Annotated in this window: 19 protein-coding genes and 1 pseudogene; 8 read left to right on the top strand and 12 right to left on the bottom strand. The window is 63.4% G+C overall.

All coding sequences use genetic code 11. The annotated features are described in order from the left end of the window. Window positions 1–63 precede the first annotated feature (63 nt). From V7S54_RS16120 to V7S54_RS16110, 3 genes are all read left to right on the top strand, one after another. Window positions 64–828 (top strand): class I SAM-dependent methyltransferase, encoded by a 765-nt coding sequence (locus tag V7S54_RS16120; protein ID WP_141679460.1) that lies wholly within the window; start codon window positions 64–66, stop codon window positions 826–828. A gap of 145 nt (window positions 829–973) precedes the next feature. Further along, window positions 974–2,080, top strand: coding sequence for a histidinol-phosphate transaminase (gene hisC / locus V7S54_RS16115; protein WP_065375328.1), 1,107 nt, complete (start codon window positions 974–976; stop codon window positions 2,078–2,080). Further along, complete coding sequence (locus V7S54_RS16110) at window positions 2,080–3,003, top strand: prephenate/arogenate dehydrogenase family protein (protein WP_057254758.1); 924 nt, start codon at window positions 2,080–2,082, stop codon at window positions 3,001–3,003. Before hisC ends, V7S54_RS16110 begins: the two co-directional genes overlap by 1 nt. Before the next feature lie 60 nt (window positions 3,004–3,063). Here V7S54_RS16110 and V7S54_RS16105 read toward each other — a convergent pair whose 3' ends face one another. Then, window positions 3,064–4,074, bottom strand: a complete 1,011-nt coding sequence (locus V7S54_RS16105) for a DUF2125 domain-containing protein (protein ID WP_065375329.1) — start codon at window positions 4,072–4,074, stop codon at window positions 3,064–3,066. Window positions 4,075–4,276: 202 nt separating this feature from the next. On the opposite strand from V7S54_RS16105, the gene V7S54_RS16100 reads away from it, so the two are divergent. Beyond that, complete coding sequence (locus V7S54_RS16100) at window positions 4,277–4,828, top strand: gamma-glutamylcyclotransferase (RefSeq protein WP_065375330.1); 552 nt, start codon at window positions 4,277–4,279, stop codon at window positions 4,826–4,828. 4 nt (window positions 4,829–4,832) lie between these two features. Here V7S54_RS16100 and V7S54_RS16095 read toward each other — a convergent pair whose 3' ends face one another. From V7S54_RS16095 to ftsE, 4 genes are all read right to left on the bottom strand, one after another. Next, window positions 4,833–5,624 carry a lysophospholipid acyltransferase family protein gene (locus V7S54_RS16095; RefSeq protein WP_065375331.1) on the bottom strand — a complete coding sequence of 264 codons (792 nt, stop codon included), beginning with the start codon at window positions 5,622–5,624 and terminating at the stop codon, window positions 4,833–4,835. Window positions 5,625–5,752: 128 nt separating this feature from the next. Next, window positions 5,753–6,451, bottom strand: coding sequence for a YdcF family protein (locus tag V7S54_RS16090; RefSeq protein WP_065375332.1), 699 nt, complete (start codon window positions 6,449–6,451; stop codon window positions 5,753–5,755). A gap of 97 nt (window positions 6,452–6,548) precedes the next feature. Continuing rightward, window positions 6,549–7,571 carry a cell division protein FtsX gene (locus V7S54_RS16085; RefSeq protein WP_065375333.1) on the bottom strand — a complete coding sequence of 341 codons (1,023 nt, stop codon included), beginning with the start codon at window positions 7,569–7,571 and terminating at the stop codon, window positions 6,549–6,551. Further along, complete coding sequence (gene ftsE / locus V7S54_RS16080; protein ID WP_057254764.1) at window positions 7,564–8,223, bottom strand: cell division ATP-binding protein FtsE; 660 nt, start codon at window positions 8,221–8,223, stop codon at window positions 7,564–7,566. Before ftsE ends, V7S54_RS16085 begins: the two co-directional genes overlap by 8 nt. A 313-nt stretch (window positions 8,224–8,536) precedes the next feature. Between ftsE and V7S54_RS16075 the strand changes: the two genes are divergently transcribed. The 3 genes from V7S54_RS16075 to V7S54_RS16065 all read left to right on the top strand — a co-directional run bounded on the left by V7S54_RS16075 (window position 8,537) and on the right by V7S54_RS16065 (window position 10,392). Continuing rightward, entirely contained in the window at window positions 8,537–9,199 is a 663-nt protein-coding gene (locus tag V7S54_RS16075) for a hypothetical protein (protein WP_065375334.1), read from the top strand. Between the two features lie 63 nt (window positions 9,200–9,262). Next, window positions 9,263–9,808, top strand: a complete 546-nt coding sequence (gene hpt / locus V7S54_RS16070) for a hypoxanthine phosphoribosyltransferase (protein WP_065375335.1) — start codon at window positions 9,263–9,265, stop codon at window positions 9,806–9,808. Between the two features lie 224 nt (window positions 9,809–10,032). Then, on the top strand, window positions 10,033–10,392 hold the full coding sequence (locus V7S54_RS16065) for a response regulator (RefSeq protein ID WP_057254840.1): 360 nt from the start codon (window positions 10,033–10,035) through the stop codon (window positions 10,390–10,392). A 220-nt stretch (window positions 10,393–10,612) separates the two neighbouring features. Here V7S54_RS16065 and V7S54_RS16060 read toward each other — a convergent pair whose 3' ends face one another. The 4 genes from V7S54_RS16060 to argH form a co-directional block, all read right to left on the bottom strand. Continuing rightward, complete coding sequence (locus tag V7S54_RS16060) at window positions 10,613–13,267, bottom strand: TIGR02302 family protein (protein WP_336408653.1); 2,655 nt, start codon at window positions 13,265–13,267, stop codon at window positions 10,613–10,615. 203 nt (window positions 13,268–13,470) lie between these two features. Then, window positions 13,471–14,739 (bottom strand): diaminopimelate decarboxylase, encoded by a 1,269-nt coding sequence (gene lysA / locus V7S54_RS16055; RefSeq protein ID WP_065375354.1) that lies wholly within the window; start codon window positions 14,737–14,739, stop codon window positions 13,471–13,473. 117 nt (window positions 14,740–14,856) lie between these two features. Continuing rightward, window positions 14,857–15,051 (bottom strand): LPS translocon maturation chaperone LptM, encoded by a 195-nt coding sequence (lptM, locus tag V7S54_RS16050; RefSeq protein WP_057254769.1) that lies wholly within the window; start codon window positions 15,049–15,051, stop codon window positions 14,857–14,859. A gap of 109 nt (window positions 15,052–15,160) precedes the next feature. Next, window positions 15,161–16,564: an argininosuccinate lyase gene (argH, locus tag V7S54_RS16045; protein ID WP_065375337.1), complete on the bottom strand. Its 1,404-nt coding sequence runs from the start codon at window positions 16,562–16,564 to the stop codon at window positions 15,161–15,163. A gap of 26 nt (window positions 16,565–16,590) precedes the next feature. On the opposite strand from argH, the gene tlpA reads away from it, so the two are divergent. Next, window positions 16,591–17,262 (top strand): thiol:disulfide interchange protein TlpA, encoded by a 672-nt coding sequence (tlpA, locus tag V7S54_RS16040; protein WP_065375355.1) that lies wholly within the window; start codon window positions 16,591–16,593, stop codon window positions 17,260–17,262. Between the two features lie 74 nt (window positions 17,263–17,336). Here the strand turns inward: tlpA and V7S54_RS16035 are convergent, their stop codons facing one another. From V7S54_RS16035 to V7S54_RS16025, 3 genes and pseudogenes are all read right to left on the bottom strand, one after another. Then, window positions 17,337–18,209: a 3-hydroxybutyryl-CoA dehydrogenase gene (locus V7S54_RS16035; RefSeq protein ID WP_065375356.1), complete on the bottom strand. Its 873-nt coding sequence runs from the start codon at window positions 18,207–18,209 to the stop codon at window positions 17,337–17,339. Between the two features lie 150 nt (window positions 18,210–18,359). Continuing rightward, a complete protein-coding gene (locus V7S54_RS16030; RefSeq protein WP_336408654.1) occupies window positions 18,360–19,289 on the bottom strand; it encodes an electron transfer flavoprotein subunit alpha/FixB family protein in 930 nt (309 codons plus the stop codon). Between the two features lie 24 nt (window positions 19,290–19,313). Then, a pseudogene (locus V7S54_RS16025) lies at window positions 19,314–19,427 on the bottom strand (electron transfer flavoprotein subunit beta/FixA family protein); the annotation flags it as partial.

Here is a 19,427-nt window from a genome sequence, read left to right as displayed (position 1 = left end):
GAGAGAGGGAATGCTGCCGAATGTAGCGAGCCTTACCTTGAAGTCTACCGCTTCGAAGCTAACATGTTGCGAATGCACACCGATATCGTCGACCTGCGCGAATTCTATCACTCCGAGCTCGGCCGGATGGCGGAGCAGTCCGTCACCATGGCGCTTTCGTCCGTCTGGGCGCGGCTCCCGGACGAGCGGCTGGTCGGCCTCGGCTATGCCGTTCCGTATCTCGAACGGTTCCGCAAGGACACGGAGCGCACCTTCGCCTTCATGCCGGCGGGGCAGGGGGCGGTGAACTGGCCGGTTGCCGAGCTCTCCTCGACGGCGCTGGTGTTCGATGAGGAGTTGCCGTTGCCCGACGCCTCGATCGACCGGGTGCTGATGGTGCATTCGCTGGAATTCGCCGAAAGCCCGCGGGAAACCATGAAGGAGATCTGGCGGGTGCTGGCGCCAGGGGGCCGCCTTGTCATCGTCGTACCCAACCGGCGCGGCGTCTGGGCGCGCATGGAGCACACGCCCTTCGGTTCCGGGCGACCCTACTCGCGTGGGCAGTTGACGGCGCTACTGCGCGAGACCAACTTCACGCCAGGCGCCACGGCGGATGCGCTGTTCTTCCCGCCGTCGAAACTCAGGGCCATCCTGCGGCTGCGTCGGGGCTTCGAGCGGCTCGGACGCTCACTCTGGCCGGTCTTCTCCGGCGTCATCGTCGTCGAGGCGCAGAAGCGGCTTTACCAGGGGCTGCCGGTCGCCGCACGCGCATCGCGCCGCGTCTTCGTGCCGGTGCTGGCGCCGCAGGGCGTGCCGAGCACGCGTGAGCGGCCGCATCCCACCCGCTAACCTGCGCCGGAGCCGCGGCGGACCCTCGACAAAAGCCGCTTGCGCCGCTAATGGCTTGACCTCTTTTCCTGCCTGCAGCGCCGCGCGCCTCCCAAGGCACGCATCGGTCGCTGCAGCACTTTGATGGCCATAGAAAGCTGACCCAATGAGCCTTGCTTCGAAGAGCCCTGAGCCGCGTTCCGGCATCCTGGATATTGCCGCTTATGTGCCAGGCAAGGAGCATGCGCCGGGTGTCGCCAAGGTGCACAAACTCTCGTCCAACGAGACGCCGCTTGGCGCGAGCCCGAAGGCGATCGAGGCCTTCCAATCGGCTGCCTTCAGCCTCGAACGTTATCCGGATGGCCAGGCGCGGGCGCTTCGAGAGGCGATCGGTGCCGTGCACGGCCTCAACCCGGCAAACATCATGTGCGGCAACGGCTCGGACGAATTGCTCGGGCTTCTCTGCCACACCTATCTCGGGCCTGGCGACGAAGGCATCATCACCGAGCATGGCTTCCTCGTCTACAAGATCCAGATCCTGGCGGCGGGCGCGACGCCCATTACCGTCAAGGAGAAGGACGCGCGCGTCGATGTCGATGCCATTCTCGCGGCGGTCACCGAGCGCACCAAGGTCGTCTTTCTCGCCAATCCGGCCAACCCGACCGGCACCTACATCCCTGTCGATGAGGTCCGCCGGCTGCATGCGGGGCTGCCCGAGGGTGTGCTGCTGGTGCTCGACGCGGCCTATGCCGAATATGTGCGACGCAACGACTATGCCGCCGGGCTCGAGCTCGTCTCGGCCAGCCGCAATGTGGTGATGACCCGCACCTTCTCGAAGATCTACGGCCTTGCGGGTTTGCGCATCGGCTGGATGTATGCACCGCCGGAGGTCATCGACGCGGTCGACCGTGTCCGTGGGCCGTTCAACCTCAGTGCGCCCTCTATTGCGGCGGGTGCAGCGGCGATCCGTGATCAGGCTTTCGTGGCAACGGCGGTCGATCACAATCTCACCTGGCTTGCGCGTGTCAGCGAAGCCCTTGAGGCGCTCGGCCTGCGCATCACGCCCTCGGTCACGAATTTCGTGCTGATCCACTTTCCGGAGGAAAGCGGTAGGCGGGCCGAGGAAGCCGATGATTTCCTGACCAGCCGCGGCTATATCTTGCGGGCGGTCCGCAGCTACGGCTTCCCCAATGCGCTGCGCATGACCATCGGCTCGGAAGAAGCCAACGAAGGCGTCATCGCGGCGCTGACCGAATTCATGGGACGGAAATAATGGCTCAGCAGTTTGAAACGATCGCCCTCATCGGCATTGGTCTCATCGGCTCGTCGATCGCGCGCGACATCCGCGAGAAGCAGCTTGCCGGTACGCTCGTCGTCTCCACGCGCAGCGAGGCGACGTTGAAGCGTACGCAGGAGCTCGGGCTCGGCGATCGCTATACGCTGTCTGCGGCCGACGCCGTTCGCGACGCGGACCTCGTGATCGTCTCGGTCCCGGTCGGCGCGTCCGGTGCCGTCGCGGCCGAAATTGCGGCGCATCTGAAGCCCGGTGCGATCGTCACCGATGTCGGCTCGACCAAAGGCTCGGTGATCGCGCAGATGGCGCCGCATCTGCCCGAGACCGTTCATTTCGTGCCAGGGCATCCGATCGCCGGTACCGAGCACTCGGGTCCGGATGCCGGCTTCGTCGGCCTCTTCCGCGGCCGCTGGTGCATCCTGACGCCGCCGGAGGGGGCAGATGGGGAAGCGGTGGCGCGGCTCCGGCGTTTCTGGGAAACGCTCGGCTCGATGGTCGAGGAGATGGACGCCGAACACCACGACAAGGTGCTGGCGATCGTCTCGCACCTGCCGCATATCATCGCCTACAACATCGTCGGAACGGCCGATGATCTTGAGACGGTCACCGAATCCGAAGTCATCAAATATTCGGCCTCGGGTTTCCGCGACTTCACCCGTCTCGCAGCATCCGATCCCACCATGTGGCGTGACGTCTGCCTGCACAACAAGGACGCGATCCTGGAGATGCTGGCGCGGTTTTCGGAAGATCTCGCCTATCTGCAGCGGGCGATCCGCTGGGGCGACGGCGAGAAGCTCTTCGACCTGTTCACCCGCACCCGCGCCATCCGCCGCTCGATCATCCAGGCGGGCCAGGATACGGCAATGCCGGACTTCGGCCGACACGCCATGGATCAGAAATAGCCTCGGCAGGGCCGGAAGACCGCTAACGGCCTTCCCTCCGGAACCTTGTCTGACGACGACCTATAGCGTCGGCAGGACGCCGATCGGGATGAAGGCGAGAAACGCCGTGCCGTCGCGCACGTTGAGTTTCACGGTCGCCTCGTCCTTGCCGTTGGCAAGCGCCTTCAGCATGTTGGCGGTATTGTCGACGAGGTTGGCGTCGTCGGGGATCAGCTTGACCAGATTGGCCCGCCAGGCCTCGATGTTCGTCATCGTCAGCGAGAACTCGCCGGAAATCAGTCCCTGATCGTTGACCGAGAACGGGCCGGAAAGCTTGGCGTTCATGCCGGAGCCGAGATCGAGGGTGAGCTGTCGGAGTTCGCCCTTGCTGCCGCGAAACATCTCCGGCGTCGGCGTGGTTGCCATCCACCCGGCCTTGTCGGTGAAGGTCAGGTCCGCAGCGACGGTCGCCGGCGGCGCGTAGCTCGGGCCTTCCTCCGGACGAAGATCGAGCTTGTCGACGCTCAAAGCGGCATCAAGGTCCGCGCCGTTCTGGCGCAGGTGCAGTTCGCCGTGGCTGGCGCCGAAGCCAAGACCCTCGCCCGAAAGCGGCAGGCGCACTCGGCCGGTGAGGTTGTCATAGGTGAGCGAGGTGCGGTCGACACCGGACAAGGTCGCGCGCACGCTCGCATGCAGCAGCGTCCAGTCGGCGAAGACGTTGAGGCCGGGCGACGCCCGGATTTCGGCCGGGCCGTCGAGCTCGATCACGGCGTGGCCGGGCTGGTAGACCTGGGCGGCTGTCCGCAGCGCCCCGAAGGAGGCGGATGTGCCATGGCGGGTGTCGTCGAGGTGGACCTTGTCGCAGAAGAGGCCGATGCGGAACGGAAAGCCGCGCACGTCCATGTTCGTGCATTCGCCGCCGAGGCCGGCTGCCTGTCCATCGGCAAGACGGGCCGTGAGACGTTTCTCGATCTGATCGGCGGCGAGGAACCAGCCGGCCGAATAGATGCCAGCGACAAGCACGATGCCTGCCGTCAGCCAGCGGAACTTCCGGCTGACCGGCGAGGGATTGGAAACTGCGGTTGCCGACATGGGCGCGGATACCTCACTCTAAACTGGACTGCGGCTGCCTTTCGGGTGGCGCCGTCGATCCGCAAAACTATTCTTGTCTTCGGGTGCACGAGGACGAGCTTGTCTCTTTCGTGCCGAGATGCTGTGCCGTAGAAACCGACATGGCTGACCATTCCTACAAGCCGATGATGATTCGGTGGCGAGAGCAGACAGCACGGGTTGAATGACAGTGGATATGGACGAATTTTGGGTCTTTGGCTACGGGTCGCTGATGTGGAACCCGGGCTTTGCCTTCGAGGAGAAGCTGACGGCACGCGCATTCGGCTATCGCCGGTCGCTCTGCGTGCATTCCTGGGTTCACCGCGGCACCGAACAACGGCCGGGACTGGTGCTTGGGCTCGACCGTGGCGGCTCCTGCATCGGCACGGCTTTTCGCGTCGAGCGTCGGCAGCGGGAGAGTGTTACCGACTATCTGCGCGAGCGTGAGCTGGTGACGCATGTCTACAAGGAGCGCACGATGCCGGTGCTGCTTGCCGACGGACGGCGGGTGCCGGCGCTTGCCTATGTCATCGACCGCGACCACGTCCAGTATGCCGGAACGCTCAGCACCGGTGAGGCGGCCGATATCGTCGCCGTTTCGACCGGAAAATCCGGGCCGAACAGCGAGTATGTGTTCAACACGCTTGCCCATCTCAAGGAAATGGGCATCCGCGATCACTGGCTGGAAGAGGTGGTGGGTCTGCTCGAGCAGACACGCCAGCGTGCGCGGGCCTGACCGCTCAGGCCCTGCCCGCGGCCTTCAGCTCCTTCAGCCTTTGCTCGGCGGTCGGCGGCAGCGGCAGGTGCGGATTGTTCTTCACCGTTTCGACAAGCAGTTCGTCGCTGGCCTTCTCCGTGACTTCCATGAGCTTGGCAAGGAAGGCATCCGGATCCATGCCCGCCTCGACCGGCGGCAGGATGCGGACCTTGAAGTGGCCGGGAAAGCGCAGGAACTTGCGGCGCGGCCAGAAGAGGCCGGGATGCATGGCGACCGGCACGACCGGCACGTTGAGGTCGCGGTAGAGGCGCGCGATCCCGTATTTGTATTCCGGCGGAGCGCCCGGCGGGCGACGCGTGCCTTCCGGGTAGATGATGAGTTCGCGGCCCGTTGCCATTTCCTGCTTGGTACGGTCCATGACGCCGGTCATGGCCTTGCCGCGGGCGGCCCGGTTCACCGGAACCATGCGCTGCTTGAGGATGTACCAGCCGAACAGCGGGATCCAGGTGAGCTCGCGCTTCAGGATGTAGAAGGGATCCTCGAGCCAGGGGAGCAGCGCATAGGCATCCCAGAAGGACTGGTGCTTGGGGGCGAAGATGTAGGGGACCTTCGGGAGGTTCTCCAAGCCTTCGATCTCAAAGGTCGTCCCGACCATCTTGTCGAGCAGCCAGTGATTGCTGCGCACCCAGTTCTTCGGCACGAACCAGGCCTTCTTGCGCGGCAGCAGGAAATAGATCGGCGTCAGCACGATCATCTGCACGATCAGATTGGCGTAGAACACCGTGTTGAAAAGGATCGAACGCAAGACGATCATCAGGCACGCTCTCGTAGGCGAGTTCTTAAGGGGCTCGGCGTCAGGCCGATTGATCGCTGCCTACACGAAACCGTGCCGAAGGAAAACTGCCCTCTCTCACTTTAGGCCGGCGACGTTCTCGAAGGCCTCTATTCTTCCGCCGGCGTGGCGCGGGAGGAATCGGTGCGCAGACCGCTCGTCGGCCGGGCGCCGGCGAGATCGCGAACCGATGCGATCGTATACTTCCCGAATTCCAGGAGGATCGATTTCAGCACCATCGGGTTGCGCAGCCAGTTCGTCGTCTTCAGATCGGAATTGACCACCGGGTAGGGGATGAACTCCGTCTCCGGGCGGGTGCGCCGAAGCTCCAGCAGACTGCGCGGCATATGGTAATTGTTGGTGACGACGAGCACGCTCGTATAGCCGCGATCATGGATCCATTGTGCGGTCTCCGTGGCGTTGCCGATCGTATCGATCGCCTCATGACCGATATCGACGCAGCATTTGAAGAGATCGGCGGAGCTCTGGGTGTTGCGGCGGATCTGGCTGCCGGTGGTCGTCGGGTGGACGCCGGAGATCAGCAGGCGCTTGCCGGCGCCACCCTTCAAGAGATCGACCGCCTGGTCGATGCGCTGGAAACCACCGGTCAGCACGACGATCGCATCCGCCTTGGGATGCACGGGCGGCTGCAGCGATGCGACGGTGTCGGCGAAATTAAGGAAGGCGCCGATCAGGAGCGCGAGCGGCAACAGCAGGACGAAGAAGGTTCGCCGGAGAATTTTGCGCAAGAGGCTGCGGGTTCGCCGGCGATCGTCGGCTCTCCCCTGCCATTTGCCTCCTTCGGCCATCCCGTTCCCGCGTAGTTCTCGCGCCATCATGATTCTCTTCACATAGCCACAGATTACGGCAAGGAATAGATCGAGGCACGGCGAAACATCGGGCAGTTCAGCTCTGGTAGAGATCCGTGCGGCCGGGGTCCGAACGGATGAGGTCGATCTCGTAGATGGTGCGCATGACGGTGAGGCGCGCGGTCACGGTCGTCAGGATGGCGATGACGACGATGATGGCGGCGATACCGAGATAGCCACCATAGCCGATAGTAAAGGTTCCGAAGAGGGCGGTTGCCTGATCGGTCTGCGGCGTTGCCAATGTCTGCGACTGCCAGAAGCCGGCAAGCGCAAAGGACAGTGCGGCCAAAAGGCCGCCGGTGCCGGCACCCTTGAGGCTGATTCTCAGAAAATGCTTCTGGAATTCGGAGGCGACGAAACCGGCCTCGGCACCGACGAAATGCAGCACCTCGACGATGTGGCGGTTGCCGGAAAGGGCGCCGCGGGTGGCGAAGATCACCGTCAGCACCATGGCGGAGAACACGAGGGCCAGCACGCCGGTGCCGATCATCGCCGTGGTATTGGCCATGGCGACGAGCCGGTCGACCCAGGTGCGGTGATCGTCGAGGAAGGCCTGCGGGATCGTCTCGGTCAGCGCCTTGCGCATGGCGGCGAAATCGGGCGGATTGTTTTCGTCGATGGTGATGATGATCAGCCGCGGCACCGGCAATTCGTCGAGATCGAGGCCCTCGCCGAGCCAAGGTTCCAGGAGACGCGCAGTGGCGGCGCGATCAACGATCTTGCCATCGGTCGTGCCGCTGAAGGTCAGCGCCAGATCGCGGGCATCGGCGAGCGCCTTCTCCATGTCGAGGCTATCGTCCGGCTTGATCTGGACGGTGATCTCGCGGGAGATCTGCGACTGCCAGCTCTGGGCCGTTGCCCTGACCATGCTGACGCCGCCGAGCGTCAGGCAGGCAAGGAACGACATGATGGCGATGACGCACATCAGCGCATGGCCGGAGACATTGGTCGAAGGCACGATCGGGCCGGTCGGCCGCACGCGCATTTCCGTTCGGCGGGGCTGCTGTTCCGGCGGTTGCTCGGGTGCGCTGTTCTGGCGTTTCGTGCGGCTGTCACTCATAGATGTCGAGCCGCCCCTGCGAAAGGATCATGCGTCGCGCCTCCACCTGATCCATCAGCGACAGATCGTGGGTGGCGATCACCACTGCGGTGCCGAGCCGGTTCAGTTCGAGGAAGAGATTGAGGAGGCGCCTGGCCATCGGCGGATCGACGTTGCCGGTCGGTTCGTCGGCAAGCAGGATCTCCGGCCGGTCGATCAGTGCCCGGGCGATTGCCGCGCGCTGCTTCTCGCCGCCTGAAAGGACTGGCGGCAGGACATTGATGCGCTCGCCGAGGCCGACCCATTTCAACAGTTCCAGCACGTCGGCGCGATAGCTCGATTCCTCCTTGCCGCGGACGCGCAGCGGCAGAGCGACGTTCTCATAGGTGGTGAGGTGATCGAGCAGGCGAAAATCCTGGAAGACGATGCCGACGCGCCGGCGCAGCATCGGGAACTCCTCGCGCGGGATCGACGAGATGTTGCGGTCGAACATCCGGATCAGGCCGCGCGTCGGCTGCAGCGAGAGGAACAGCAGTCTCAATAGGGTGGTCTTGCCGGCGCCCGACGGACCGGTCAGGAACTGGAACGAACGGCGCGGAATATCGAAGGTCAGGTCCCGGAGGATTTCCGGTCCCATGCCATAGCGCAGTCCGACGTTCTCAAAATGAATCAAGCGGCAGCCCAGTCTCTCTCACGGCCCTGCAACCGACGGCCGGTTCCGGTCCTCCGCGCATAGGACGACCAGCCTCGAAAGGCAAAACCGCCAGCGGAATCATGGTTAAGCAGCGGTTAATTTTTCATGAAAAGGTGCCGCTTTCGCGACGTCTTTCCGAAACATTAACCATTCCGGTTTACGTGTCGGAAAGATTTGATGCAATGCCTAGATTCTTGCATGCCAAGGGTTCGCGCATTGCCCGATGGTTTCGCAGTCGAGGCGGTAGGTCGAGTGGCCGCGCCGTCCCCCTGTGAGACAGGAGGAACTGGTCATGCATGCATTCCGGACCAAAACCGCCGGCGCTTCGGCGGACTTCCTGCCTCCCGAACGGGGCGGTCGTGAGGCAGCCGCGATGCCGCGACGCATCGACTATGTCGATGCCGAGTTCGAGGTGATTGCTGCCTCGTCGCGCCGAGCGCCCTATCCGGTGTTCAACGACAATGCCAAGATGGGAAATCAGAAACGGCCGACCTTGACGGTCGTGGCCGATGAAACGTCGCTTACCGGCCGACTGTTGAGCCTCGCCGAAGAGCGGCTGCGCGACATGCCGGCGCGCCGCTTCGCGGGCCTGGTCGCGGGTTTCGCACTCGCATCCTTTCTGGTGATCGTCGGGTTCGCGGGCGACGGGCAAGCCGATGTCCAGCCGCTTGCGATATCAGGTGTCACGAGCTCACTCGACTATTCCGGCGGCATGCGGGTGCTCTCCGTCTACGGCTCGATCGACAACCGCTCCGATGTCGAACAGCGCATGCCGCTCGTCGTGGTGGGGGTGGCGGCCAACGGGCGCCAGGTTACGACCACGCGCGTGATGCCGGAAGGCGCGGCAATCGCACCGGGGGAGAGCCGTCATTTCAGGACGCGGCTGCCCTATGCAGGTGGAAAAATGCCCGATGTGACGGTTTCCTTCGCTGAAAACGGTGTTTCAGCCCGCTGATTGTGCTAAGCGGCGCGGATGGGAAGGCTTTGGTCTTCCGGATGAAACGCTGGAGAAGCCTTGATGCCCGTTGTTCGCGGTAAGAATATCGAACCTCTCTACACGGCCGAAACGATTGCCGCGCGCAACAGCGAGCTGGCCGGGATGATCGTCCACGGTCCGCACAAGGATCTGCTGGTGATCGCGGTGCTCAAGGGATCGTTCATCTTTGCTGCAGACCTGATCCGCGCCATGCACAACACCGGCCTTGCACCGGAAGTCGAGTTCATCACGCTGTCGAGCTACGGGCTCGGTACGGTCTCTCAGGGCGTGAAGATCATCAAGGACATCGACAGCGACGTGCATGGGCGTGACGTGCTCTTGATCGACGACATTCTCGAATCCGGCCGGACACTGCGTTTCGCCAAGGAGTTGATGTACGAGCGCGGCGCGCGCAACGTGACGATCGCCGTGCTGCTCGACAAGCGGGTCAAGCGCAAGGTCGAGCTCGAAGCCGATTATGTCGGTTTCGAATGCCCGGATCACTTCGTCGTCGGCTATGGCATGGATGTCGCCTATGCCTTCCGCGAGCTGCCTTTTGTAGGTGTCGTTACCGGCGACGCCGAGTAGGGCGTGTCAAAACGGCACGCCGACCCTGAAATCCGGTCGCCGCGCGTTTACCGAACACAAACGAAAAACTGGTTGGTTGGGGATGTACCGCGTGGTGATTCCCTATCGGATTGGCGGTGCTGCAGCGCCGTCGTGTTCGGTCGATGACCGACGCCCGCTGTAACCTTTTGGATCGGGTGCGGGCGTCGGCGTGAAAGCCGCGCCTCGGAAACGCGGAGGCCATGATGGCGAAAATCCTGATTACCGAGGACGAGGATGCGTTGCGTTCCTTCGTCGCGCGGGCACTGAAGCTCGACGGCCATGAGACGGTCGAGGCGGGCGACGGTGCCGACGGCCTTGCCTGCCTCCAGAGCGAGGCTTTCGATCTCCTGCTTTCCGACATTCGCATGCCCGTCATGGACGGCATCGAGCTGACGCATCAGGCGTCGGCTGCCTTTCCGGCAATGAAGATCCTGCTGATGACCGGCTATGCCGAACAGCGCGAGCGGGCGGACGATCTGGCCGACAAGATCGTCGACGTCATCTCCAAGCCCTTTTCCCTTCCCGATATCCGCAAGGCCGTTGCGCTCGCGCTGGCTGCCTGACGAAGCCCAATCCGACAACTGATTGCTGCCGAGGTCGTGGGCGTGAGGACTAGATCATTTCATTGTTTCATCGAAACACTGAAATGACCTAAGCCTTTGAAATTACGCAATTCCGCACGGAAAACCGTTTCGCACTTTTCCTGGAATTGCTCTAGGCGTCGCAACGCCGCGCCTCGCGAGGACCGGAACATCGGATCGGCTGGCCCGAACCAGCTACGGCTCATTGCATGTCGAGCAGGCGCTCGAGATATTGCCGCTCGGCCTCCGGCGACAGGTTATCCCCGAGCCGGCGGCGGATCTCTTCGAGGATCTGACGGGCGCGTTGCGTGTCAAATTCCTCGGGCACCTTTACGTGGTCGCCAAATTCCGGACCCCGATTGCTCTGAGGCCTGCCGAGCGGATCGCGGCCGTTCTGGCCGAATTGCGGGACACCCATGCCCGGGCCCTGACCCTGGCTCTGCATCTGGTTCATCATGTCCTGGGCACCCTGGCGCAGCGCCTGTAGCGCGCGGCCTTGATTGCCGACCGCCTGTTCGCCTTGGCCCTTGCCAAGCGCGCCGGAGGCCCCGTCCATTTCCCGCTTGGCTTCGCCAAAGCCCTTGCCTGGCTTGATGCCCATGCTTTCGAGGCTCTTGTTGAGTTCTCCGAGCTGCTTGCCAAGCGCATCCTGCTGCTGCTTCAACTGCTTGAGCGCATCCTTCAGCTGTTCCGCGGTCATCTCGTCGAGCGGGTTGGGCTGGCCATTCGGATCGCCGCGCTGTTCCGGATCCTGCGGCATCTCCTGACCGAAGAGCTCGTTATCCTCGCCCTGCAACGGATCGCCGCGCTGCATCCGGTCGCGCTGCGCCTGGTCGAGCTTGAAGGTCTCGTCCATGAGCTTTTGCTGATCCTGCAGCAATTTGCCGAGCTTCTCGATCTGCTGGCTCATGGCATCGTTCTGCTGGCCCATCTGCTGCTGGCCGCGGCCGGCCTGCAGATTGTTCATCATCCGCTGCAGTTCCGACAGCAACTGGCGTGCCTGATCGCGCGCGCCGGAGCGCGCCAGGTTCTCGATCTGGTTCATCATCCTTTCGAGGTCCTGCTGGCGCAGGATGTTGTTCGGGTTCATCTTGCCGGCCATGCGCGGGTCTTTCGCCGCCTGCTGGGCGAGGGCCTGCATGTACTCCTGCATGGCCTGGCGCAGCTCCTGCATCAGCTTGGCGATTTCCTGGTCGGACGCATTGCGTTCCAGCGCGTCCGAGAGCGCCTGCTGTGCGTCGCGAAGACGCCGCTCGGCGAGCGACAGGTCGCCATCTTCGATGCCGAGCGCGATCTCCCATAGGTATCCGGCGGCGTCACGCAGCATGTCGTCGTTGTAGGCAAGCGCCATGCGCGTGCGAGCCGATTTCAGCAGCAGGAAATGCGTGAGGTTGGGGATCCAGTCCTCGGCAAGGGAAGCAACGGCATCGTTGAGGTCGACCGCGCGCGGCAGGTCGTTGGCGTTGAGGGCGAAGACCTGGCGTTGCTCGGCGACTGCACCGGCGAGCGGCTGGATGAACTGGCGGGCGGGCAGGATCATTTCATGCGGCGGGCTGCGGCCCTCCTGGCCCGCGGCGTCGCGGGCGGCGAGGGTGACCTTCACGCGCTTGCCGGCGAGCGGGTGTTCGCTGAGGTTTCGGCTGGTCGTGCCCTTGGCTTCGCGCGCGTTGCGCCGCGGCAGATCGAGCCGGTATTCCGGCAGCGGATAGAGCGGGCGAGCCCCCTCCGGAGCTTCGTCGAGCGGCTGGATCTCGGCCCAGGCCTGAGCGATGCCGTAATCGTCCGTTGCAGCGAAGGTGATTTCCAGCGCCGCATTGATAGTCGGACGAGGAATGCCGTCGAAGGAGATCTGCGGCACACCATCCGGAATGATCTTGAAAGCCCAGCGCCGATCCCCGACGACAAGCTCGCCGTCCTTGACGACCTTGTAGACATGGTTGCGCACGGCATTCGGAATGCGGGCAGGCTCTGACGCAACCATTTCGGCGACCTTGGGCCCGGCCTCGCCTACCTTCGGCTTGGGCTTCGTTTCCCCGGCTTTCTCGCCGGCCGCCGGAATGGCGATTGCGTTGACCGCGCCGCTTTCCGCAAAGCGGACGATCTGGTCCGGTCCGGCCCCGGTGACACGGACCGTCAGGTCGCTGAACTGCGGGATGGTAATCGCCCCGGTGTCCTCCGCAGCCGATACGGCCTCCGGCTTTCCGGTGAGGAAAATCGGGGCACGGCCGGTATAGGCGGGTGGCGTCACCCAGGCATCGATGCGGATATCGGCCGTTTCGACCGCAGCCTGCGGCAGGCGCAGCGCGTCGCTGAGCAGGCCGGCGCGGTTGGAATAGGAATAGGCGAAGGCGACACAGGCGAGAAGCACCGGTACGGCACGCAGGGCAAAAGGATCGTGCCGGGCGATATCAGGACGCGGAAGCCCCGTCTCGAGCGCGCCGATCATCCGTGCCATGCGGGCCTGGTGCTCGCGCCACAGCGCTTCGCCCAGTGGATTGTCGGTTGCCGGCCGATCGTCCTGGACGCGGATCGCCTGGTGGGGCAGGGCGTTGCGCTCTTCCAGCATGCGGTCGGCGTCGACATTTCTGGGCAAACGGATCCGCGTCAGCGGAAACAGCGATGCGAGAAAACCGATGGCGAAGGCAAAGAGGGCTGCGGCATGCAGCCAGAACGGTGCCACGCGGAAGAAGCCGAGCCAGGCGAAGGCGAGGAACAGAAGCACGATGGAGCCGGGCAGGAGGATGCGCGGCAGAAACTGTTCGGCGACCAGCACCGAGCGCGCCAGCCATCTCTTCAGTGCCAGGGTTCTCGAAAACGGCTTCGGTTGTGGCGTTTCATCCTGCCGGAATTGCGTCATCCGCCCAAGTTTCCTTTCGGTCGCCCATCAACCCTTGTGGCTGACCCTATATCGTAAAGCGAGATGCGGCCGGAAACGGCGCAGCTCAGCTTATCCCGCTGACACTCAGGATACCATCGTTTGTGGCGAAGACGAGGGCGCAAACAGAATCGTGATCGCCCGGGTGGCCGATCCACAGATTGTCGTTGTTGGTGCGGGTCGCCTCAGGCGAGCCAGTCCGGAACCGAATCGAGGCCGATCAGGGCATCATGGTCCTGACGCGGACGAACCACGTGGAAGCGGTCGCCCTTGACCAGCACTTCGGGGATCAGCAGACGGGAATTGTAGGTGCTGGCCTGGACGGCGCCATAGGCACCTGCCGAGCTGATGGCGAAGAGATCGCCGGGCTTCGGCATCGCCATCTCGCGATCGAGCGCCAGGTAGTCGCCGGTTTCGCAGACGGGCCCAACGACGTCGGCACGGATGCGCGGGGCGTTGGCGGCGGAGATGCGAACAGGGCGGATCTCGTGATAAGCCTCATAAAGCGTCGGGCGGATAAGGTCGTTCATCGCGCCGTCGACGATGACGAAGGTCTTGTCGCCGCCATCCTTCACGTAGATCACTTCGGTCACGAGGATACCGGCATTGCCGACGATCAGCCGGCCCGGTTCGGTGACGATCTTGCAGCCGAGCGACTGCAACTGGCTCTTGACGATTTCCGCATAGGCATCCGGCAGCGGCGGCGGATTGTTGTCGTCCTTGTAGGGAATGCCCAAGCCTCCGCCGATATCGACGTGGTCGATCGAATGGCCGTCGGAGCGCAGCGTGTCGACCAGCTCGCGCAGCAGCTTGAAGGCATCGTCGAAGGGCTGCAGCTCGGTGATCTGGCTGCCGATATGCATGTCGATGCCGGTGACCTGGATGCCGGGCAGCGTGGCCGCATGGGCATAGACGGCGCGGGCGCGCTCCCAGGATATGCCGAACTTGTTTTCCTTCTTGCCCGTCGAGATCTTGGCGTGGGTCTTGGCGTCAACGTCAGGATTGATGCGGAAGGAAACGTGGGCACGCTTGCCGGCGCGCACGGCGCGCTGGTTCAGCACCTCGAGTTCCGGCTCGGATTCGACGTTGAAGCAATAGATGCCGGCGTCCAGCGCGAGATCCATTTCCTGCGGCGTCTTGCCGACGCCAGAGAACATGATCCGGCTGGCGGGAATGCCGGCTGCAAGGGCGCGGCGCAGTTCGCCGCCCGAGACGACGTCGACACCGGCGCCCAGGCGACCGAGCGTCTTCAGCACCGCCTGGTTCGAGTTGGCCTTCATCGCATAGCAGACCATCGCGTCCACATCGGCGAAGGCCTTGGAAAAGACCGTGTAGTGGCGCTCGAGCGTGGCGGTCGAATAGCAATAGAAAGGCGTGCCGACGGCGCGGGCGATGTCGGTGACCGGCACGTCTTCAGCGTAGAGGATTCCGTCGCGGTACTGGAAGTGGTTCACGGCTGCAGCTCGGCTTTTGCGCAATTCCAGGAGAGTATGAAGCGGTTTTTCGTCCGGAATTGCGTAATTTCAAAGAGTTAGATCAATTCAATGCTTCGTTGGAAACGATGAGCGGATCTAAAGGAGGGGATCGAGCAGGAAGGGACGATCGTCCGGTTTTTCCTTCTGCTCGACGGTGCCGGCGGGCGCCTTGGTGTTGATCGGCGCCGTCGAGCCGGGGCGGTCGAGATCGCCCTTGCGTCCGCAACCGACAAGAACCAGCCCGGGGATCGCCAGCAGGAGCGCAAGCCGGGCCGCCTTCGTGAATGTCATCGTTATTTTCCTTCGCGGGACTGATGCTGGTGCGATGTCTTATCGATTTTTCAGGCGCTTGTGCACCCTGAATTTGCGTGCGGAGGCCGCCCACACCTTCGCTCATCCCTTAGTTTCGGGCGCGCCACCAGGCGATCTGTTTGCGAACCTCGTTGGGCGCAGTGCCGCCGAAGGAGGTGCGGCTGGCAACCGAAGCCTCGACCGTCAGAACGTCGAAGACCTTCTCGGTGATGTCCGCATGGATCGATTGCAGATCGGCAAGCGAGAGATCCGCCAGGTCGCACGCCTTCTGTTCGGCGAGCGCGACGGCGCGGCCGGTGACGTGGTGGGCGTCGCGGAAGGGCAGGCCCGCCTCGCGCACCAGCCAGTCCGCGAGATCGGTCGCGGTGGAATAGCCGGAGCCAGCGGCCGCCTTCATGCGATCGGTGCGGATTGTCATGTCGCGCACCATGCCGGTCATGGCGGCAATCGCCAGCTCAAGGCTCTCGGCGGCGTCGAAGACCTGTTCCTTGTCTTCCTGCATGTCCTTGGAATAGGCGAGCGGCAGGCCCTTCATGACCGTCAGAAGTGCTACCAACGAACCGTTGATGCGGCCGGTCTTGGCGCGCACCAGCTCGGCGGCATCCGGGTTCTTCTTCTGCGGCATGATCGAGGAGCCGGTCGAAAACGCATCCGACAGGCGGATGAAGCCGAATTGCGGCGTCGACCAGATGACGATCTCTTCGGCAAGGCGCGACAGGTGCGTAGCCGTGATCGATGCCATCGACAGGAATTCGAGCGCGAAGTCGCGGTCGGACACGGTGTCGATCGAGTTGCGGGTCGGGCCGGCGAAGCCGAGCGCTTTTGCCGTCATGTGCCGGTCGATCGGGAAGCCGGTGCCGGCAAGGGCCGCAGCACCAATCGGGCTTTCGTCCATATGCTCGATGGCATGGCGCACGCGCGAGCGGTCGCGGCCAAACATTTCCACGTAGGCCATGCAATGGTGGCCGAAGGTGACCGGCTGCGCGGTCTGCAGGTGGGTGAAGCCCGGCATAACGGTATCGGCATGTTCTTCGGCACGGTCGAGGAAGGCGGCGATCAGCGCCGTCAGCGCCTTCTCGGTGCGCTGCAGCTCTTCCTTGACCCAGAGGCGGAAGTCGAGCGCCACCTGGTCGTTGCGCGAGCGGGCGGTGTGCAGGCGACCGGCGGAGGGACCGATCAGCGTCGCAAGCCGTGCCTCGATGTTCATGTGGATGTCTTCGAGGCGGCGCGAGAACTCGAACTGGCCGCTTTCGATCTCTGACAGGATCGTGTTGAGACCGTGAACGATCTTGTCTTTGTCTTCGGCCGAAATGATGCCTTGATGCGCCAGCATCGTCGCATGCGCTATTGAGCCGCGGATGTCCTGGGCATAGAGCTTCTTGTCGAAGCCGATCGAGGCATTTATCTCCTCCATGATCGCGTCCGGACCCGAGGCAAAGCGACCGCCCCACATTTGGTTGGAGGATTTCGTCTCGGAATTGCCGTCAGCCATGAAGAATGCCCGCCTTGGAGTATGAAATGCCCGACCAGAAGAAATCCCCCCCGGCCGTGAAACTGTTCGCGCTCGCCGCCCTGTTTGGCGTGATCGTCGGTGCGGCAGCGGTATACGTGAAGGAGACCGGGTCTGGCAATGGCGAGGCGACTGAAACGGCCGCTGCCGGCTGCCCGCTGACATCAGCCAAGGTCGCGTCCTTGAAGCCGTTCATGAAGGGGCAGGTCGCTGCCATGTCGCCGGCTTCGTCGCCGCGGCCGATCGCGCTCGACTTCAACGGTCCGGACGGCAAGCCGACCAATGTCTCAGCCTTTGCCGGCAAGACCCTGTTGGTCAACCTCTGGGCCACCTGGTGCGTGCCCTGCCGCGAGGAAATGCCGGCGCTCAACGCGCTGCAGAAGTCGCTCGGCAGCGACAAGTTCGAAGTGGTGGCGATCAATATCGATGTCGGCGACGACGAAAAGCCGAAGGCCTTTCTCGACGAGACCGCGGTCCAAGAGCTTGCCTACTATCGCGATGCCTCTATGGGCGTCTTCAACAACATGAAGAAGGAAGGCCTTGCCTTCGGCCTGCCGGCGACCTTGCTGCTCGACGACAAGGGCTGCCTCATCGGCTCGATGAACGGCCCGGCCGCCTGGGACAGCGACGATGCGAAGGCACTGATCAGCGCCGCTGTCGCCCCGGCCGCCGGCAGCTGATCGCAGATTTGCCGGCGTGCAAATACAAAACCCGGCGGAGCGCCGGGTTTTTTCTTGTCGGATGCTGACGGATTTTAGCGGGTCGGAACCGGCACTTCGCCGCGGTAGTCGTAGAAGCCGCGGCCGGATTTGCGGCCGAGCCAGCCAGCCTCCACATACTTCACCAGAAGCGGGCAGGGGCGGTACTTCGAATCCGCCAGGCCGTCATAGAGCACCTGCATGATCGACAGGCAGGTGTCGAGGCCGATGAAGTCGGCAAGCTGCAGCGGACCCATCGGATGGTTGGCGCCAAGCTTCATCGCCGTGTCGATGGCCTCGACGCTGCCGACGCCTTCGTAAAGCGTGTAGATCGCCTCGTTGATCATCGGCAGCAGGATGCGGTTGACGATGAAGGCCGGGAAATCTTCGGCGACCGTTACGGTCTTGTCGAGCGTCGCAACGAATTCCTTGGCGGTCTTGAAGGTCTGCTCGTCGGTGGCGATGCCACGCACGAGCTCGACCAGCTTCATGACCGGAACCGGGTTCATGAAGTGGATGCCCATGAAATGCTCGGGGCGATCTGTGGCCGAGGCCAGGCGGGTGATCGAGAGGGAAGAGGTGTTGGTCGCCAGAATCGCTTCCGGCTTCAGGATCGGACAAACCTGGCCGTAGATCTTGCGCTTGATCGTCTCGTCTTCGGTGACGGCTTCAATGACGAGGTCGGCCTGCGACAGGTCGTTGATGTCGGAGGAACCCTTGATCAGGGCAAGTGCTGCCTTGCGGGCCTCGTCGGTCATCTTGCCGGACGATACCTGGCGGGCGAGGTTGCCGTTGATGGTGGCGAGGCCTGCTTCGATCCGTTCAGCGGCAAGATCGTAGATCTGCACCTTGTATCCGGCGATTGCCGAAACATGCGCGATGCCACAGCCCATTTGCCCGGCACCAATAATTCCGACAGTCTTGATCATCGCGGCGAACATCCATCTTCAAGAGTTGGCGGTGAGGCCGCCATCAGACACGCAAACCGGGCCGGTTTGGCCGGCCCGGTAGATTGTTAATGCCAAGTCCGCGCTTTTGCCAGCCCTTTTCAGGGGCTCGCGGCTGGCCATCGAGAATGCTCAAAGGGCCTTCTGCAACTCTGGCAGCGCTTCGAAGAGATCGGCAACCAGGCCGTAGTCGGCGACCTGGAAGATCGGTGCCTCTTCGTCCTTGTTGATCGCGACGATGACCTTCGAATCCTTCATGCCGGCGAGGTGCTGGATCGCACCGGAGATGCCGCAGGCGATGTAAAGATCGGGTGCCACCACCTTGCCGGTCTGACCGACCTGCCAGTCGTTCGGCGCGTAGCCGGCGTCGACGGCGGCACGCGATGCGCCGACGGCAGCGCCGAGCTTGTCGGCAACCGGCAGGATGACTTCCTGGAATTTTTCCGACGAGCCGAGCGCACGACCACCGGAGATGATGATCTTGGCCGAGGTCAGCTCCGGACGGTCGGACGACGACAGCGCGTCGGCGACGAAGCTGGAGACACCCGGGTTGGCGGCAGCCGCGACACTTTCGATCGCGGCCGAACCGCCTTCTGCGGCAGAGGCGAAGGAGGCGGTGCGCACGGTGATGACGCGCTTGGCTTCCGTCGTCTGCACCGTCTGGATGGCGTTGCCGGCATAGATCGGGCGCTTGAAGGTATCGGACGAAACGACTTCGATGATTTCCGAGACCTGGGCGACGTCGAGCAGCGCTGCAACACGCGGCATGACGTTCTTGCCGACCGAGGTCGCAGCCGCGACGATCGTGTCGTAGTTGCCGGCAAGCGAGACGATCAGGGCTGCCAAGGGCTCGGCGAGGTTGTTGGCAAGCGAGGCGTCGTCGGCGACGAGCACCTTGGATACGCCCGAAAGCTTGGCAGCCTGTTCGGCCGCCGCCTTGGCGCCGCTACCGGCGACCAGCACATGAACGTCGCCACCGATCTTCGAAGCAGCGCTCAGAGCCTTGGCGGTCTGGTCGGAAAGGTGGTTGCTGTCGTGGTCAGCCAGAAGAAGAATGGCCATGATAAAATCTCCCTTTCCCTGAACTTACAAAACGCCGGCTTCGGTCTTGAGTTTCTCGACCAGCTCGGCGACCGACTTGACCTTGATGCCGGCCTTGCGGCCCGACGGCTCCTCGGTCTTCAGCACCTTGAGGCGGGC

The sequence above is a fragment of the Ensifer sp. CCNWLY38 genome (genome assembly GCF_037120565.1).
In the GTDB taxonomy this organism is placed as follows: domain Bacteria; phylum Pseudomonadota; class Alphaproteobacteria; order Rhizobiales; family Rhizobiaceae; genus Ensifer; species Ensifer adhaerens_H.
The sequence above is the reverse complement of the archived record's forward strand: the minus strand, read 5'-3'. Positions and strand labels throughout refer to the sequence as shown.